The sequence below is a fragment of the Pantoea sp. RCC30.1 genome (assembly GCF_058148845.1).
The window spans coordinates 100,284-118,906 of sequence record NZ_JBXUHX010000003.1 but is presented as its reverse complement, the minus strand read 5'-3'; the positions used below and the strand labels follow the sequence as shown (position 1 = coordinate 118,906).

The following is an 18,623-nucleotide window of genomic DNA, read 5'->3' as shown; positions in this document are numbered from 1 at the left end:
GGGGGCATCATGTCTGTTGTTGATCCCGGCAGCGTTACCGTTGCACCCAAGCCGATGACCCCGTTTCAGGAATTCTGGCACTACTTTAAACGTAACAAAGGCGCCGTCGTGGGCCTGGTCTATATCATCATTGTGTTGCTGTGCGCCATTTTTGCCGATGTGCTGGCCCCGCATGCGCCTGCTGAGCAGTTCCGCGATGCGCTGCTGCATCCGCCGGTCTGGCAGGAAGGCGGAAACTGGAGCTACATTCTGGGCACCGACGATGTAGGCCGCGATGTGTTGTCGCGTCTGATGTACGGTGCGCGGCTGTCGCTGCTGGTGGGCTGTCTGGTGGTGGTGCTGTCACTGATTTTTGGCGTGATATTTGGCCTGCTGGCCGGTTATCTCGGCGGCGTGGTCGATGCCATCATCATGCGTGTGGTCGATATCATGCTGGCGCTGCCCAGTCTGCTGCTGGCGCTGGTGCTGGTCGCTATCTTTGGGCCTTCCATCGTTAACGCCTCCATCGCGCTGACCTTTGTGGCACTGCCGCACTATATCCGTCTGACCCGTGCAGCGGTGCTGGTGGAAGTGAACCGTGACTATGTTACCGCTTCCGGCGTGGCCGGTGCCGGTATGCTGCGCCAGATGTTTGTGAATATTCTGCCTAACTGCCTTGCACCGCTCATCGTGCAGGCATCATTAGGTTTCTCCAACGCCATTCTTGATATGGCGGCGTTGGGCTTTCTCGGTATGGGTGCGCAACCGCCAACGCCGGAGTGGGGCACCATGCTCTCCGACGTTCTGCAATATGCGCAAAGTGCCTGGTGGGTCGTGACCTTCCCTGGATTGGTCATTCTTCTTACCGTGCTGGCATTTAACCTGATGGGCGATGGTTTGCGTGATGCCCTCGACCCGAAACTCAAGCAGTAAAGAGGCACCGAGATGGCGTTATTAAATGTAGACAAACTATCGGTGCATTTCGGCGACGATAAAGCACCGTTCCGTGCGGTTGACCGCATCAGTTATCAGGTTGAGCAGGGCCAGGTCGTGGGTATCGTGGGCGAGTCCGGCTCCGGTAAATCAGTGAGTTCACTGGCGATCATGGGGCTGATCGATTTCCCCGGCAAAGTGATGGCTGAAAAGCTGGAGTTTAACCAGCGCGATCTGCAACACATCTCCGAACGCGAGCGCCGCCAGCTGGTAGGCGCTGAAGTGGCGATGATTTTTCAGGACCCGATGACCAGCCTGAATCCCTGCTACACTGTGGGTTTTCAGATCATGGAAGCGATCAAGGTGCATCAGGGCGGCAATAAACGCACCCGGCGTCAGCGGGCAATCGACCTGCTGAATCAGGTCGGTATTCCCGATCCTGCGTCACGGCTCGATGTCTATCCGCACCAATTGTCGGGCGGCATGAGCCAGCGTGTGATGATTGCCATGGCGATCGCCTGCAGGCCTAAGCTGCTAATCGCTGATGAACCGACCACGGCGCTCGACGTGACCATTCAGGCGCAGATCATCGAACTGCTGCTGGAGTTACAGCGGCAGGAGAACATGGCGCTGATCCTGATTACTCACGATCTGGCGTTAGTGGCAGAAGCAGCGCACCACATTATCGTGATGTATGCCGGTCAGGTGGTGGAGAGCGGCAAAGCAACCGATATCTTTAAAGCGCCGCGCCATCCTTATACGCAGGCGCTGCTGCGCGCGTTGCCGGAGTTTGCGGCAGACAAAGCCCGTCTGGCCTCACTGCCGGGCGTGGTGCCGGGCAAGTATGATCGCCCGATTGGCTGTCTGCTTAATCCACGCTGCCCTTATGCGACCGATCTTTGTCGTCAGGAAGAACCTGAACTGCGCACCATTCCAGGACGCCAGTCCAAGTGTCACTATCCGCTGGATGATGCCGGGAGACCAACTTATGAGTCATGAAATCACGAAAGATCAGTTCCTGCTTCAGGCGATTGATCTCAGGAAGCACTACCCGGTGAAGAAGGGGCTGTTTGGTCAGGAGCGTCTGGTCAAAGCGCTGGATGGCGTCTCTTTTAATCTGGAGCGCGGCAAAACGCTGGCCGTCGTAGGCGAGTCAGGCTGTGGTAAATCCACGCTAGGCCGCCTGCTGACGATGATTGAGACCCCGACCGAAGGGCAGCTTTACTGGCACGGTCAGGATCTGCTGAAACACGATCCCCAGGCGCAGAAGCTGCGCCGTCAGAAAATCCAGATTGTGTTTCAGAACCCTTACGGTTCACTCAATCCGCGCAAAAAAGTAAGCCAGATTCTGGAAGAGCCGCTGGTGATCAATACCCAGCTGACCCGCGCGGAACGCCGCGAGAAGACGCTGGAGATGATGGCGAAAGTCGGCCTGAAAACCGAGCACTACGACCGTTACCCACACATGTTCTCAGGCGGCCAGCGTCAGCGTATCGCTATCGCGCGTGGGCTGATGCTCGATCCGGACGTCCTGATCGCCGATGAGCCGGTTTCAGCGCTCGACGTGTCGGTACGTGCTCAGGTGCTTAACCTGATGATGGATCTTCAGCAGGATATGGGGCTCTCTTACGTCTTTATCTCGCACGATTTGTCGGTGGTGGAACACATTGCCGATGAGGTGATGGTGATGTATCTCGGTCGTTGCGTTGAGAAGGGCAGCAAAGAGGCGATTTTCGCCAACCCGCGCCATCCTTATACCCAGGCCTTGCTATCGGCGACCCCGCGTCTTAACCCTGACGACCGCCGTGAGCGCATTAAGCTGACCGGCGAGTTGCCAAGTCCACTCAATCCGCCGCCGGGCTGCGCCTTTAATGCCCGCTGCCATCGACGTTTTAGCACCTGTGTGCAGTTGCAGCCGAAGCTGAAAAACTACGGCGGGCAGGAGATTGCCTGCTTCGCGGTTGATCAGGATGAGAATCAGCCAGTGGGTGCGGCAGAAAAAGTCAGCTGAGCAATCACCTGGCCCCCAGCCGAAGGCTCCTTTCTGGAGCCTTTTTTTATCTCAATTCAGCGGCAAGCCGCACCGCTGGCAGAACAGCGGTTACTCCCTGGTTATTCCCTCCCTTTTTACGTTACCCCTTTTAACCTGTTTTTTTTCTGGCGATATTTTCAGCAGTAAAAGATAAATGCCATCAATGCCTTACGGCAGAACTCAGGTTTTTCCTGCACCTGCGGCAGCCTTATTTCTTTTAAATACACCATGTTTATGCGTCAGCCTGGCTGGGCCAGTGGTTGCCAGAGCGGCATTTTCTTAAAAAATATTAAAACAGTGCTAACCAATTTAACTTAAATAGCACTTATTAATTATCAAAGTTGGTGTCCCTGAAGTGGCTTTATTTGGCTCTGAATCGATCTTTATGATTAAACAAATTTATTGAATGTGCTTTTTTTGTAATCAGATTTTTCTGACTCATATTAAAGGGATGTGCTATATTCCAGGAAAATTCGCCCCTTGTTGCAGGCCACGGCCAATGAAGAATAATTACGATGATTTGCAGCGTTTTAAAGAGAAAACGCAAACGCTCGACATCGACTTTAAAGATATGTCTGGCCAGACGCAGGAAGCGGCGGAACACAGTAAATGGGCATTGATTCGCCAGCTGGCGAAAGATGAACAACAGACGCCATTAGGAAGCGGCCAGCGTATTGACCTGCCGCAACCTCAGCCGCTGCGCGGTGATGAGTTCACGTCTCCACCGCCGGAAGCGCCGGCACGACACGCTACACTCAGTGTGCAACCGGCAATGGCTGCACGCAGTTCGATTCTCGATAGCCTGTCAGGCAGCAACCTGCCAGCAGCCAGCCCAGATGAGCGCGGCCCTTCGTCACTTTTTCCGCCGTCGCCACGACAAAACGTGGCGGCGCTTTCACCGCGTGCTGAGCCCGTCCGGCCCGCCACGGTGGCGGATCTCCAGCCGGTTATTCCGCCCACCGCATCCCATTCTGAGCCGGGACGGTTTGGTGCGCTGTTCCGCTCGCGCGATATGACTCTGCCGAAAGAAACCTTACTCAAACCGCTACTGGAGAAGATTGCGCTATGCCGTTAGTTTGTGTGTGCTCGCCGAAGGGAGGCGTGGGGAAAACCACGCTGGCGGCAAATCTGGCCTGGAGTCTGGCGCGTTCCGGTAGCAAAGTTCTGGCGATTGATTTTGATGTGCAGAATGCACTGCGTCTTCACTTTGGCGTGCCGCTTCATGATGGCCGCGGATTTGTGGCGCGCTCAGAAGAGCAGGCAGACTGGAGTCAGTCGATTCTCACCACCGGCGGCAATATCTTTGTTCTGCCCTATGGCGACGTCACGGAGCCGCAGCGCGAACGGTTCGAAGAGAACCTGATGAAAGATCCCCACTTTATCAAGCGCGGCCTGGATTCGGTGCTCAATTATCCCGGCCTGGTGATTGTGGCTGATTTTCCGCCTGGCCCCGGCCCCGCCCTTAAAGCAATGACGGCGCTGGCCGATATGCATTTAGTGGTGATGTTAGCGGATACGGCGTCTGTCTCTTTATTACCGCAGATTGAAGAGAACCGGATGACCGGTAAACCGCTCAATAATAAGCAGGGTCACTACTTTATCCTGAACCAGTGTGACAACCGCCGGAATATCAATCGCGATGTCACCGCGTTTATGCAGCAGCGTCTGGGTGACAATTTACTGGGTGTGGTTCACCGGGATGAAAGTGTGGGCGAAGCCAACGCTTCCCAGCAGTCTGTTTACGATTTCAGCCCCGCCTCTGCAGCGGCATTTGATATTGAACTGATCGCGAAACGCGTCAGCAGTATTCTGAATATCACCGTGGGTAATGGCGAAGTTCAGGCTCCCATCCGCACAAATCATTTTTAGTCGGCTTCCGCAGGCGACTGACTTACATAGCTCTTCTCAGGGTGAATCATGAGTAAAATCGGGTTTTACCTGCTGCTGCTGGTGCTTGCACCCGTTGCGGCGGTAATCATCATTACGCCGATGGACAGCCAGAAACAGTATATTTTTGGTCTGATCAGCATCGGCATGATGTTTTTATTGGGTTTCAGCAAAAGCCGCAAAATAACTGTGGTGATGGTGATCCTCTCTGCACTGATGTCCAGCCGCTATATCTGGTGGCGCACCACTGAGACACTGCACTTTAATTCTGAAGTTGAGGCTATTTTAGGGATTGGCTTATATCTGGCGGAGCTTTACGTCTGGCTGATCTTAATTCTCGGCTTCCTGCAAACCACCTGGCCATTAAAGCGCACCATTGAACCCTTGCCGGACGATACCCGTCTGTGGCCGACGGTCGATATTTATGTGCCTTCCTATAATGAAAGTCTGGATGTGGTGCGCGACACCGTACTGGCGGCACAGTGTATTGACTACCCACGCGACAAAGTCAGGGTCTATCTGCTGGATGATGGCAAGCGCAGCGAATTTGCCCGCTTTGCGGCGGATGTCGGGGTGGGCTACATCACCCGCGACGACAATAAACATGCCAAAGCCGGTAATCTCAACCATGCAATGAAAATCACCAAAGGTGAACTGATTTGCATCTTTGACTGCGACCACGTGGCGACCCGCACCTTCCTGCAGGCGACGGTAGGGCCGTTCCTGAAAGATCCGAAACTGGCGCTGCTGCAGACGCCGCACTACTTCTATTCTCCCGATCCCTTTGAGCGTAACCTGCGCGCCGCCCGCAGCATTCCGAATGAAGGCTCGCTGTTTTATGGCCCGGTGCAGCAGGGTAACGACAACTGGAACGCCACTTTCTTCTGTGGATCCTGTGCGGTAATCCGTCGTTCCGCGCTGGAAGAGATTGGTGGCTTTGCGGTTGAGACCGTGACCGAAGATGCGCACACCGCCCTGAAAATGCAGCGCCTGGGCTGGGGTTCAGCCTTTTTGTCGATCCCGCTGGCTGCCGGTCTGGCGACCGAGCGTCTGGGCCTGCATATTATTCAGCGAACCCGCTGGGCGCGCGGCATGACGCAGATTTTCCGCATCGATAACCCGCTGTTTGGCCGTGGACTGAAGTGGCAGCAGCGTCTTTGCTATCTCAACGCCATGCTGCACTTCCAGTTCGGCCTGCCGCGCGTCGCCTTCCTGACCGCGCCGCTGGCTTACCTGCTGTTTAACCTGAATATTATTCACTCGTCGGCGTCGCTGATTTTTGCCTATGTGCTGCCGCACCTGGTGATGTCGCTCTACGTAAACTCACGCATGAATGGCCGTTTCCGTTACACCTTCTGGGGTGAGATTTATGAGACGGTGATGTGCTTCCATCTGGTGATCCCGACCATTCTGACCCTGCTGTCGCCGAAACATGGCAAGTTCAACGTCACCGACAAAGGCGGCGTGCTGGATCAGGGCTTCTTTGATTTCCACATCGTGCGTCCGCACGTGATTGTGGCGCTGCTGCTGGGCATTGGCATTGTGGCGGGCGTAGTGCGAGCCGTCATGCATGACTACTTTGGCGTTGATCCCTACGTTATCGCGCTCAACGTCGGCTGGGCGATCTTCAGCCTGATCATTCTGATGGCGGCGATTGCCGTGGCGCGTGAAACCAAGCAGGTGCGTAAAACCATCCGCGTTGAAGTGCAAATTCCGGCGATTATTCACTACGCCAGCGGCATTTCATCGCGCACTCAGACCAGCAACCTTTCGATGGGGGGTGCGCAGCTCGATACGCCGGATGGACGTCATGAAACGGATGAGATTGAAGAGATTGATCTGCTGCTGAAATCCGGCGCGATCACCATCCCGGTGAGTAAGATTTCCGGCGATGAGGAGAGCATCCGTCTGCGCTTTGAGGCGATGCCGCTGGCGCGCCGTCGCGAACTTGTGCGTGTGGTGCTGGCGCGTGCAGATGCCTGGATTCAGCCAGAGTATAAGCAGGATAACCCACTGATTTCGCTGGGCACTATTATTCGCACTGTATTTGAGCTGTTCTGGCTGACCTGGAAGGGCCGCCACGATAAACGTAAAAAAGGCGATCCGATTGCCGCGGCAGCGAAAGAGGATGGCGCGGCATGAAGATCCTGACGCAAACTTTGCTGGCCAGTTCACTGACCGCAGCGTTATGGCTGACGCCCGCTGGCGCGGAAACGCCGGTTGCGATTGATAACAGCAGTGCTGCCCCGGTAAACAGCTCGGCCCCGATGCCGCCTGATGCCGCTTCCACCTCTCAGCCTGCCAGCCCCGCGGCCAGTGCGCCGATGAATAGCCCAGCCCCGACGCCAGCCGGTTCAGCCCAGGTGACGGCCCCGGTCAGCGGTGGCGAGTCTGCACCACAGTCAGTGCCATCCATGACAAATGCGGCCCCAGCTACTCAGGCCGCAGAATTGGCTCCGGCCTCTGGGCCGCAGAGTGCAGCTCCGGATGCCACACCGGCATCCGCAACCCCATCTTACGCTCCGGCTGCAGAGGCAACATCAGCGCCTCAGGCGTCAGCGACCGGTGAAGCTGCGGCCGCCGCGCCGGTGACGAGCAGCGGAGCCGTGACCCAGGACAGCAGCGCGCTGTCCGCGGTGCCACTGCCGCAGGGACTGAGTAATGCCGATCCGGCGCTGGAAGCGGCCGCCAGTGCGCTGCCCTACGCGCCGGGCCAGACGACCGCGCCATTGGCAGAACCACAGCCACCGATCGCGGCAGCCATCAATCAGCCGATCAGCAGCGTGATTTCAGTGGCCCAGATGGGCCAGGCGCGCGGCATCACGCTGACCGGCGGCCAGTTACAGTCGGGCATCACCTTCACCCTGCCAGGCGATGAAGTCATTACCAATGCGCGACTGAATCTGACGCTGCGCGTCTCTGCCGCACTGGCAGCGCGCAATACCTCACTACAGCTGATGCTGAACGGTCAGCCGCTTGGCACGCTGCCGCTGGGTGCCACTGACAGCGACGTCAGTGATTATGAGCTGGATATTCCAGCCGCGATGGTGGTGTCCAGCAACAACCTGAGTTTTAAAATCAACGACGCGGACAAATTGCTGTGTGAGAAAGAGAGCGCGCAGCAGTATCAGGTCACCATTCTGCCAAATACCTCGCTGCACCTTGAAGGGCAGAAGCTCAATATCGGTACCAGCCTGCGTAATTTCCCGCGTCCTTTCCTGGATCCTCAACGGATGACGGCGTCCAGCATCACGGTGGGCTTTGCCAGTAACCTCTCACCCGATGCGGTCAGCGCGGCTGCACTGGTGGCTTCCTGGCTCGGCATTCAGAGTGATTATCGCGGCATCCGTTTCCCGGTGGTGCGCGGCGAGCTGCCGGAAAACAACGGCATCCTGTTTGGTCATCCTGGCGATCGGATCGGCACCCTGACGTTCCCGGCCAGTAACGGCCCGATGTTGCAGGTGGTGGATAATCCCAATAACCCGGTTTACAAATTGCTGCTGGTGAGTGGCAACAATGATGATCAGTTGCGTCAGGCCGCGAACCGTCTGACGACGCAGCCATTTACCACCGATGAGAGCCAGCTGCAGGTCCCCGCGCAAACCATTGGCAACCGCAAACCTTACGATGCGCCGCGCTGGATCAACACCGACCGTCCGGTACGCCTGAGCGAACTGCTGCGTAAAGATCAGAGTCTCACCAGCAGCGGTATCTGGCATGATGCGCTGCGCGTGAACTTCCGTGCCGCGCCTGACCTGTTCCTGTGGGATGGCGACACGGTGCCGGTTAATCTGCACTATCGCTTCCCGTCCGAAAGCTGGATTGATGAGGACAACTCGTTCCTTAACGTCATGCTCAACGGCACTTTCCTGCGCAACCTGACGGTGAACAAAGTCGGCCTGCTGGAGAGCGCCTGGCACCGTTTAGGCGGTGATGCGCGTCAGGAGCAGTATCAGCTGAATCTTGAACCCTATCTGATCTATGGCGACAACCAGCTGGCGCTCTACTTCAATATCAAACCGCGGGCTGATGCGCCCTGCGGCGTACTCCTGAACAACAACATCAAGAGCCGGATTGAAGAGGACTCGTGGATCGATCTGAGTCATACCCGCCACTTCAGCATGCTGCCGAACCTCTCTTACTTTGTGGGTGCCTCGTTCCCGTTCTCGCGGCTGGCTGACTTCGGCCAGACTACGCTGCTGCTGCCGGAAACGCCCAGCGATGCTGAGTTGTCGACGCTGCTGGATCTGGCTGCGCGGGCCGGAACCGCGACCGGCGTGGCGCTGACGCAAAATCAGGTGCTGTTTGGTCTGCCGAATGGCGGCACTCATCTGGCGCGCTTACAGAAGAGCGACCTGCTGGCGGTCAGCACCACCGGCAACAGCGCCTTTAATCAGGCGATGCTGGCGTCCTCACCGTATGACGCCACCAGCAGCACCTTTGGTGTGAAAGAGCCGGACATGCTGGAAAAATTACGCGGCTGGCTGACCGGCGACTGGAGTCTTCAGCAGCTGGATGCGGATCGTTACTTCTCCTCCAACGAAGCGTGGCGAGGCTTCCTCAGCTACCGATCGCCGTGGAATTACGATCGCCTGGTGGTGATGACGGTGGCTACCAGCGACGATCAGCTGTTGCGCCTGCATAACGATTTGAGTTCGGCGCAGATTAACGCTGGCATTCGTGGCGATACCGCGATTATTACCGATGAAAACGGCATCCGCAGTTTCCGTGTCGGCGCGCAATTCCCGAGCGGCGAAATGCCCTGGTACATGATGGTGATGTGGTATGCCAACCAGCACTCGGTGCTGCTGGCGGTGGCGGCGATGCTGCTCTCCGCGCTGGTAGGGAGTGCGGCCTGGGTGATGCTGAAACGTCATGCCTGGCGGCGTCTGAACCCAAAGCAAGACCGTGATTCCGGCAGGAAGCAAGGATAATAACAATGAAAAACAATCTGTTGAGTGCCGGTATCCGTAAGGCGTTGCTGCTGGGCAGCGCGCTGGCCCTGTCACAGCCGCTGCTGGCGGCGGAGAGCGCCAATCCGGCGTTGCAGGCGCTGTTTGATCAGGCATCCTATTGGCATCAGAAAGCGCATGACGATCTGGCGAAAGCCTCACTGCAAAAGGTGCTGATGGTTGAACCCGGCAACACACAGGCACTTTATCTGCTGGCGCTCTATTCACAGCAGGGTGGCGACACCGCTGCGGCGGCGCAGTATCGCGCCCGGCTGAGCCAGGCCTCCCCCAACGATCCGCACCTGAGCGAGCTGGATAATGCGCGCCAGATGCAGACCATTCCGCAGGCGCAGCTTTCGCTGGCGCGTCAGCAGGCGCGCAGCGGCAATATTCCGGCGGCGTTACAGACCTGGCGCAATACCTTCACCGGCAATGAGCCGCCACCCAGCGTCGCGGCGGAATATTATCTGACTATGGCGGGCGACCGTACGCTGCTGCCGCAGGCGGTTGAGGCGCTGCGCCAGTTTGCGGCGCAGCATCCGCAGGACACCGGTGCGCGGCTGGCGCTGGGTAAAGCGCTGACCTATCAGGAGCCGACCCGTCGGGAAGGCATTGAGGTGCTGAGTTCGCTGGCGAGTGGTAATCAGGATGCCGATCGCTCACTGCGGCAGGCGCTACTGTGGCTTGGTCCACAGCCTTCAGATGCAGCGCTCTATCAGACCTGGCAGCAGCGTCATCCGCAGGACCCGGCGGTGATCGACTACTACCGTAAAAACGTCGGCGGCGCAGAAAAAGGGGCCGGATTCAGCGCGCTCAACAGCGGTGACGTCGGCGGTGCGCAGTCCAGCTTTGAAAAAGTGCTGGGCGCGAATCCGCAGGATGCTGATGCGTTAGCGGGCATGGGCTATGTGGCTCAGCGAGCCGGACGCTATCAGGAAGCGGCAGATTATCTGCAGCGGTCTGCTCAGCTCGGCGGCGATCAGGGGGCATCGCGTCAGCAGCAGGCGGACGATGCACGCTTTTATGCACAGCTGGCCAGCGCCCAGCAGGCGCTAAAAAGCGGAGATACGGCGCAGGCGCTGACCTTAAGCGAACCGCTGGTGCAGGCTGATGGCGAAAAAGGGCTGGCTGCCAGACTGTTCCGCGCTGACGTGCTGCGCCGCACCAATCAACCGCAGCAGGCGGAGCAGATCTACCGCACCATTCTGCAAAGCGATGCGGATAACCGCAGCGCCAAAGAGGGACTGTTCTACGTTCTGCGACAGCAGAATCGGGCTGCCGAAGCCAGTACGCTGCTGGGAGCGCTGCCGGACAGCGTACGTCAGAGCGTCACACCACGCGCTAATGAGGCCGATGCGCTGCGTCAGCAGGCGAAGCGTCAGCTGGTTGCCGGTAACAATGCCGCGGCCATCGCGACGCTGCAGCAGGGCATTCAGCGCTATCCGTCGGATGGCTGGCTGCGGCTCGATTTAGCCCGGCTCTATCGTCAGCAGGGTGACACGCTGCTGGCGGCCAACGTGATGCAGCCGGTGATGCGTAATGGTGCCAGCACCAGCGAACTCTATGCCGGTGCGCTCAACGCCAGCGAAAGTGGTGGCTGGCAGCAGGCCAGCGCGTTGCTGGCGCGCATTCCCGCCAATGCGAAAACGGTGGCGATGCGTGAACTGGCGCAGCGGGTTAATTTTAATCTGCAGATGAGCACCGCCGATCAGTACCTGGCGCAGGGCGCGACGGCCGCGGCTGCCAATACCCTGAAAGCGCTCACGGTTACGCCACCCACCAACCCGGTTGATGCCGGAAACCTGGCGCAGAAGCTGGCGCAGGCGGGCGATCTCACCAGCGCCGTTTCGGTGGTGCAGACTAACCTGCAGCGTGGCGTGCAGGGCAATGCGGGCGATTATGCCGCGCAGATGTCGGTGCTGAATCAGGCGGGCCTTGGCAGTGAGGCGCAGCGCTTCCTCAGCAACCCGGAACTGCAGGCGCGCAGTACCCCGACGCAGCTGGCCGGTATCCGCAACGGCTATCTGATTAACGAAGTGGATCGCCTGCGGCGGCAGCGTCAGTACGCAGTGGCGTATGACAAGCTGATTGGTGCGCTGCAGCAGGATCCGCAGAACCGCGATCTGATGTTCGCGATGGCCCGTCTCTACCAGGACGGCAAGATGAACCGGGATGCGGGCGTGGTCTATGACTACCTGATGACCCAGGATACGCCGACGCAGGATGCGCGCGTCGGGGCTATCAACGTCGCGCTGGCGCAGAATAATGTGCAGCGTGCCAATGAGCTGAGTCGCGGCCTCAACACCACCACGCAGACGCCGGATCGATTGCTGCTGCTGGCGCGTGTCGCCGAAGCCAATGGCGAGCATTCGCAGGCGATGGCCTTGCTGCGTTCCGCGCGCGGGCAGCTGATTGGCCTGCAGGGCGCGCAGCCTGGCAGCGTGCCGACCGTGGGCGGCCTGGCGCTGGCGGATAATCCGTTTATCAACCGCAACACCTCGCCGGTGGGACGTTCACCGTCCAGCTACGGCACAGTGCTGCCGTGGCAGGCAGCACCGGCGGGCGTTGCCGCTGGCGTGACAACGCAGGGCGAACCGGTTGCGGGCAGCGAAACCGTTTCTCAGCAGTCCCAGGTTCTCCACGACGTCGACACCATGATGGATTCGCTGCAGGAGAAAACTGGCACCTGGAGTCAGGGCATGGTGCAGGTGCGCGGGCGTGACGGCGAGTCGGGCCTGAGCAAACTGACCGAAGCCAAAGCACCGCTGACTTTCTCTACCGTGCCGTTTGAAACGGCGCGCCTCGACTTTACCGCCACGCCGGTTTCACTTACGGCGGGCAGTGGCGCAGCCGATGCCTGGCGTCGTTTTGGCACCAATGCGCTGAGTCAGGGCAGAGTGGTCGCCGCAGGCGGTGCGACGGTGAATGACCTGCCGAACGCCACCACAGATTCGCAAACCGCCTCTGGCGTGGAGCTGGATCTGGCGCTGAAGGGTGACAATTATAAAGTGGATATCGGCAGTACGCCGCTGGGCCAGGATCTCAGTACTTTGGTCGGTGGCGTACAGTGGTCACCGAAACTCACCGACTTCCTGACGCTGATCCTGACCGGTGAGCGTCGCGCGATTACCGACAGCCTGCTCTCTTACGTCGGTGCAGAAGATAAAACCAGCGGCAAACGCTGGGGACGCGTCACGAAGAACGGCGCGAACGCCCTGTTAAGCTACGATAATGGTGATGCAGGCTTCTATGCTGGTGCGGGCGCGTACAGCTATCTCGGCGAGAATGTCGCCAGCAACAACAACCTGCAGGCAACTGCCGGGGCCTATGTCCGTCCGTTCCACTCTGAGGATCGCGAGCTGAAAGTCGGCATGAGCCTGTCGTGGATGGATTTCTCGAAGAACCTCAGCTACTTCAGTTACGGGCAGGGCGGCTACTTCAGCCCGCAGAACTACGCGTCGGTCTCGTTCCCGATAGAGTTCTCACGCAAGTTTGACGATTTAAAAGTCAATATTGGCGGTGCAGCCGGTTATCAGACCTACAGTCAGGATAAGAGCGCGTACTTCCCGTCGGATGCCAGCCTGCAGTCGGAGCTGGAATCCCTTGCCGCCAGCGGCAGCGTGAAAGACGCTTACTACTCTGGCGGCAGCAAAAACGGCATCGGCTACAACCTGCACGCCGGGGCGGACTACAAACTCAATAAAGATGTGACGATTGGCGGCCAGCTGGGTTATGACACCTTTGGTGACTACAACGAAAGCAGCGCGCAGCTCTATGTCCGTTACCTGTTCGGAGAGAAGTAATGAGTGAGCATTCGGGGGTATCGCATCCTTATCAGCCGGGCTGGTTTGACCTGGTCAGCGTGCTGATTGACGGGATGATCGCCAACGCCGGTCAGCATGATGCGGAAGCCTTTCTCTATAAAATGGGTGAGTCGCTGGCGACCCGCTATCCCTTGCCAGAGTCGCGAACCGTGCAGGATCTGGAGCGCGAAGCCAACCTGCAGCTGGCACGGTTTAACTGGGGCTTTGTGCAGCTTCAGCCAGAAGAGACGGCGCTGCTGATTGCCTGTCACGCCCTGCCGGCGGGCGACAATATCCACGCTCCGGCGGACTGGCAGGCAGCGTTTGGGGCGGTCATGGCCGGACTGTTTTCAGGCTGGTTACAGGGCCAGGGCGGTAGCAGAGTTGTGCCGGTGACGCTTGAACTCAACGATGGCAGCACGCTGCACTATCGATATCAATAGGATCGAAAATGAAACGTAAGCCATTCTGGATGGGCTGGATCTGCTCTGTTTTACTGCTTGCCTGCAGCGCGCAGGCGAGTGCCAGCGGCTGGGACACGTTTAAAAGCCGCTTTGTGACCGCGGAAGGGCGGATCACGGACACCGCCAATAACAATGTCAGTCACACCGAAGGTCAGGGTTATGGCATGTTGCTGGCGGTGGCCAACAACGATCGCACCACCTTCGATCGGCTGTGGCTGTGGACGCGCACCCAGCTGCGTAATCCGCAGACCGATCTCTTCTACTGGCGCTATGTACCAGGCACTGACAACCCGGTTGCCGACAAAAATAACGCCTCGGATGGTGATGTGCTGCTGGCCTGGGCGCTGCAGCGCGCTGCACAGAAATGGCAGGTGGAGAGTTACCAGCAGGAGTCTGACCGCATTCAGCGCGCGATCATCAAGCTGGATGTCACGAGCTTTGGCGGCCATACCGTCCTGCTGCCGGGCGCGCAGGGTTTCAATAAAACCAGCTATGTGGTGCTTAACCCTTCCTATTTCCTGTTTCAGGCGTGGCGGGAGTTTGGCGAGCGCAGTCACCTGCAGGTCTGGGATAAACTCATTAACGATGGTTTTGATCTGCTGGGTAAGCTGAGCTTTGGCAAAACCGGTCTGCCGCTGGACTGGGTTGCGCTGAATGCCGACGGTTCGGTTGCGCCAGCGGTGGGCTACTCAAACCGCTTCAGTTACGACGCAATTCGCGTACCGCTGAATATCTGGTGGTATGACCCGCATAGTCTGGCGCTGGTGCCGTTTCAGCGCGTCTGGCAGGGTTACAGCCGTATGCTAACACCTGCCTGGTTCGACGTGCTGGCAAATGCGCCTGCGCCTTACCATCTTGAGGGTGGACTGCTTGCGGTTCGTGACCTGACGCTGAACGAGACCGGCTATCTGAGCGATAAGCTGGCTGCGGATCAGAACTATTTCTCCGCCAGTCTGCAGTTGCTGACCTGGCAGGCATTTCAGGAGAAGCGCTGATAACAGACAGAACGGCGGTGCTGGCCGCTGTTCTGCTGCCGACAGTAAGACGATAAAAAGGGGTCAGGCGCTAAGCCGCGCCTGACCCGCAATTCTGCTCCTGGCGGTGATGCGTTACTCCGGATAGGGCACCCAGTCTCCGCCATTCAGCCTGATCCAGGGCTTACCCTGATACATCATCACCACCGCACCGTCGTTTTCCGACACCACTGGCGTCTGTGGCAGCTTGTCAGTCAGCACCGACATATTCACATTTGGCGCATTAAATACCTGCCCATCCACCACGCGAGACACAATTTCAGAGACTGCCAGCAGGCTGGTTGGCGCATCAATATTGAGTGGCTGTCCCTGATGCGGCGCTTTCATGCCGACAAACTTAATCCCGACTGGCACATGCGTAATACCCGGGCTGGGAATGTCGCGCAGGCCTGACATCTGCATCTTATCGCCCTGCAGGGCGGCCCCATGCTCCGGCACCACCAGCACCATCACCCGACGGCCTGACTTCTCCAGCTGATTGAGGAAGGTGTCGAGCTGATCAAACAGCAACTGAGCGCGCGGCTTCCATGGGGCGGTCTGGGTGCTGCCCAGTTCGCGGGTGCCGTCGTGCAGCGGGATCAGGTTATAGAAGGTGGCGCTGCGGGCATCGCTACTCTTGTTGCGATCGTCGAGCCAGCGCTGCATCAGCTGGGCATCGTTGAACACCGGCGTGCTGTCGAATGAGGTTACCTCCGGCGCAATACCCGCCTGCGACATCAGTGGTGCCTGAATATCCCCGCCCTCGCGCAGTTCTTTGAGGTAGTTACCAAACACGCCGGTGTGGTCCATCATCAGCTGCTCTTTAAAGCCCAGCTTCGCCAGATTATCGAACAGATAGCAGCGTGAATCAGTGGGCTTGTAGAGATCGCTATGCGAGGTCTGACCGCAGCTGGCACGCAGCAGACGAATTCCTGCCGGTCCGCTGTAGCTGGTGGCGGAGTTGTAGTTGGTCAGCATGATGTCGAAGTGCTGCCACAGCGGATGATTACGCAGTTGCGAGGCATCCATATCGGACCAGGCGAGTGAACAGATGTTGATCACCAGAATGTCGAACGGCTGTGAATCGGCAGGCAGGCTGTCGGGAAAGTGGGTGACGCGCTTGCGCTCACTCTCGTAAAAACGGTTGAGCCAGGCGGTCAGGCTGGCGCTGGTGGGCGCGGCTGACTGATCGAGTCCGTCCGGCACGGCAGCAGCCTGGCTGGTAGTGGCGGCGGGCGTCTGATTCAGAACTACCTGCGGGGTGGCTGCGCGGGTCGGCAGCAGCGACATCGCCGGGCCAGCGATAGTGAGTACGTTGAGCCAGATCAGCATCAATGAAACCAGCACGGTGATACGAACCCACTGCGCAACAAAGAGATAGAGAACCAGCAGGACAAAGAGCGCACCTACCATTTGCCAGTTGATAAACCGGTCTGCCAGATCGAGAAGATAGGCTGCGGAGAAGCCCGCCAGCTGATCGCCCTGGCTCATGATGCTGCTGAGTCCGGGCAGCCAGGTGTCATGCCAGAACAGTCCTGCGCCAATGGGGATCGAGACCCAGTGGCGCAGGCGATGCAGGCGTACTGTCGGCAGCGGGAACAGCAGCCAGGCGAGAAACACCAGGTTGCTGAGTGCGTGAAAGTTGAGATAGCCGTACCACAGCAGGGCGAACTTCACTAAAAAGTAGAAATTCCAGCCGCCCAGGCCGCGCCAGGAAGACCAGAAACCGGAAGAGGAGACCGCCGCGGGTTGATCACTATTCATTAATTTTTTGCATCCGTTTTAGAGGATTGACGCTGCCAGTGGCCTTCCGATTTAAGCGCGCGCGCAGGCAACAGGCGATTCATGATGCCGTTCCAGCGACGGGGTAGCCATTGATGATATAACGGCTTTAAAAACAGCAGGATAAAAAGAACCAGCAGCGCAATTTGTACCCAGTCCATCAGATTCATCAGGCTTTGTTCTCCGGCAATAAAATGATGGGCAGCGGTGTTGAGCGTGCCTGCGTTTCGCTCCGGCTCTCAATAGCGGCGCACGCTGTCTCTGGGGCTGGCGTCAGATCCTGAATCGCCATCGGCGTCAGTTTTTTGATATTGCTGACTTCTGCAAGAATCTGATTATCCTCGAACCAGACCATCCGGTTTGCAAACAGCTCGTCGTGAGGCAATGAAAATATATATTTCAACGCTTTATCGAGATCGTTGTAGCGGCAGGACGAGAGAAACAGAATGACGCGATCTTCCAGCACCGTGACCAGGTCGCCGAAGCGACGCGGCTTACAGAGCGTCAGAATCTGCTGGGGTTTAAGCTGCGGAACGGGCCGCAATGCCACCAACAGGCCCTTATCATTTTCCGGCAGTAAGGTATTACTGATTAACTGGCTGACTGACTGACAGAAGGCGTCAAGCCGGAGGTAGCCTTTCTCATGCAGCGGCTGCAACGAGGCGGTTAACGCCTCAAGACTGGCGGGGACGCGACGGTTAAACACCTGTCCCTGAAGACTTTCCAGCGTGGTCAGAAAGCGCGACATGGCTGCATTAGCCGGCACAATGGTGTTGACTCCGCAGGCCAGCAACAGGCGCTCGTCGCTATAACGCAGGCTGGCACCCATCTCACGTACCACAATTTTCATTCCGTTGCCGCGAGCTCGACGCAGGCTATGCACCATCTTCGCCAGTTCGCTGATATAGTCGCTGCGGGTCAGACTGAAAATAACCGTCGCGGCATTGGCCTGTTGTGCCCGGAACCAGACCTGCTCATTATCATCAAAGAGCTGCCACTGGCGTGAAAGCGGCGGCGCGCCCTCAAGCACGATTTTGTCCGCGAGATAATGTTGTTCGTCATTAAGGCTCAACGGTTCCTGCTTTTCATTTAAGGTAAAGAAACGATCCTCTTCACAGCCCAGACGTATTGCACGATCGGCGAGCAGGCGTTCCGCGGCATACCACCAGTTAATTCGATACTGCCAGCTGTCCTGCTGAAAGCTCAAATGCGCAACGCCATCCAGCTGACGAAAATAACGCTGAAGATTATTACTCAGATTTATTATGGTGGTGCCGGAGGTGATGATTAAAAGCGTGAGTTTTCTTTTATGCAGCGTGCGGCGCATACCCTTTATCCACCGGGTTAATTCGGCGTCATCGAGCTTATCCCATTGCGCCGCGCTGCTGTTAAATATCACCAGTCCGTTTTTACTGCCAAGCGTACGCAGAAAATCATTTTCCAGCTGCAAAAGACTCCGTTTGCTTTTGGAAAGAGAAAACAGCGGGATACGGTCGGGGCCGCCGATCGGGTCGGGCGTCAGGAGATCACGAGGCGGTTGATCCGCGCTGATTAGCGTGACGGCCTGCTGATGTGAAATCACCTGTCGAATGAACATGCGGGCGTCATCCTGCCGTGCACACGTCACCCAATAACAGCCAGGCGTTTGCAATGCCGTTAATTCAGGCTGAACATGCAACAGCCCTAGCGAAAAAGAATTTTTCATATTGAATTCGTTATTTTTCCAGTCCAGGCTAGCTTATTATAGACAGGCCAGGATGTAACCTGAGAAATTTAAA

At 57.7% G+C, this 18,623-nt stretch carries 13 protein-coding genes; 10 read left to right on the top strand and 3 right to left on the bottom strand.

Going from position 1 to position 18,623, the window contains the following annotated elements:
- Positions 1–9: 9 nt before the first annotated feature.
- From dppC to AC2LB6_RS04565, 10 genes are all read left to right on the top strand, one after another.
- Positions 10–912 carry a dipeptide ABC transporter permease DppC gene (gene dppC, locus AC2LB6_RS04610; RefSeq protein WP_013359639.1) on the top strand — a complete coding sequence of 301 codons (903 nt, stop codon included), beginning with the start codon at positions 10–12 and terminating at the stop codon, positions 910–912.
- 12 nt (positions 913–924) lie between these two features.
- The gene (gene dppD / locus AC2LB6_RS04605; RefSeq protein WP_490092629.1) at positions 925–1,911 is read left to right on the top strand and encodes a dipeptide ABC transporter ATP-binding protein; all 987 of its coding nucleotides are present in this window, start codon (positions 925–927) and stop codon (positions 1,909–1,911) included.
- Positions 1,901–2,923: a dipeptide ABC transporter ATP-binding subunit DppF gene (gene dppF, locus AC2LB6_RS04600; protein WP_490092628.1), complete on the top strand. Its 1,023-nt coding sequence runs from the start codon at positions 1,901–1,903 to the stop codon at positions 2,921–2,923. The genes dppD and dppF overlap by 11 nt, the downstream gene beginning before the upstream one ends.
- 520 nt (positions 2,924–3,443) lie before the next feature.
- Complete coding sequence (bcsO, locus tag AC2LB6_RS04595; RefSeq protein WP_490092627.1) at positions 3,444–4,019, top strand: cellulose biosynthesis protein BcsO; 576 nt, start codon at positions 3,444–3,446, stop codon at positions 4,017–4,019.
- Positions 4,010–4,813: a cellulose biosynthesis protein BcsQ gene (bcsQ, locus tag AC2LB6_RS04590; protein ID WP_490092626.1), complete on the top strand. Its 804-nt coding sequence runs from the start codon at positions 4,010–4,012 to the stop codon at positions 4,811–4,813. The genes bcsO and bcsQ overlap by 10 nt, the downstream gene beginning before the upstream one ends.
- A 48-nt stretch (positions 4,814–4,861) precedes the next feature.
- Complete coding sequence (bcsA, locus tag AC2LB6_RS04585; RefSeq protein ID WP_490092625.1) at positions 4,862–6,973, top strand: UDP-forming cellulose synthase catalytic subunit; 2,112 nt, start codon at positions 4,862–4,864, stop codon at positions 6,971–6,973.
- Complete coding sequence (gene bcsB / locus AC2LB6_RS04580) at positions 6,970–9,765, top strand: cellulose biosynthesis cyclic di-GMP-binding regulatory protein BcsB (RefSeq protein ID WP_490092624.1); 2,796 nt, start codon at positions 6,970–6,972, stop codon at positions 9,763–9,765. Before bcsA ends, bcsB begins: the two co-directional genes overlap by 4 nt.
- Before the next feature lie 5 nt (positions 9,766–9,770).
- Positions 9,771–13,586, top strand: a complete 3,816-nt coding sequence (locus AC2LB6_RS04575; protein ID WP_490092623.1) for a cellulose biosynthesis protein BcsC — start codon at positions 9,771–9,773, stop codon at positions 13,584–13,586.
- The gene (gene bcsD, locus AC2LB6_RS04570; RefSeq protein ID WP_490092622.1) at positions 13,586–14,029 is read left to right on the top strand and encodes a cellulose biosynthesis protein BcsD; all 444 of its coding nucleotides are present in this window, start codon (positions 13,586–13,588) and stop codon (positions 14,027–14,029) included. Before AC2LB6_RS04575 ends, bcsD begins: the two co-directional genes overlap by 1 nt.
- An 8-nt stretch (positions 14,030–14,037) precedes the next feature.
- Positions 14,038–15,045, top strand: coding sequence for a family 8 glycosyl hydrolase (locus tag AC2LB6_RS04565; protein ID WP_490092621.1), 1,008 nt, complete (start codon positions 14,038–14,040; stop codon positions 15,043–15,045).
- Positions 15,046–15,159: 114 nt separating this feature from the next.
- On the opposite strand, the gene bcsG is transcribed toward AC2LB6_RS04565, so the two are convergent.
- From bcsG to bcsE, 3 genes are read right to left on the bottom strand one after another with little or no spacing between them, the layout of a single operon-like run.
- Entirely contained in the window at positions 15,160–16,827 is a 1,668-nt protein-coding gene (bcsG, locus tag AC2LB6_RS04560; protein WP_490092620.1) for a cellulose biosynthesis protein BcsG, read from the bottom strand.
- Positions 16,827–17,015, bottom strand: coding sequence for a cellulose biosynthesis protein BcsF (gene bcsF, locus AC2LB6_RS04555; RefSeq protein WP_490092619.1), 189 nt, complete (start codon positions 17,013–17,015; stop codon positions 16,827–16,829). Before bcsF ends, bcsG begins: the two co-directional genes overlap by 1 nt.
- Positions 17,015–18,550: a cellulose biosynthesis protein BcsE gene (bcsE, locus tag AC2LB6_RS04550; protein WP_490092618.1), complete on the bottom strand. Its 1,536-nt coding sequence runs from the start codon at positions 18,548–18,550 to the stop codon at positions 17,015–17,017. The genes bcsF and bcsE overlap by 1 nt, the downstream gene beginning before the upstream one ends.
- Between the last annotated feature and the right edge of the window lie 73 nt (positions 18,551–18,623).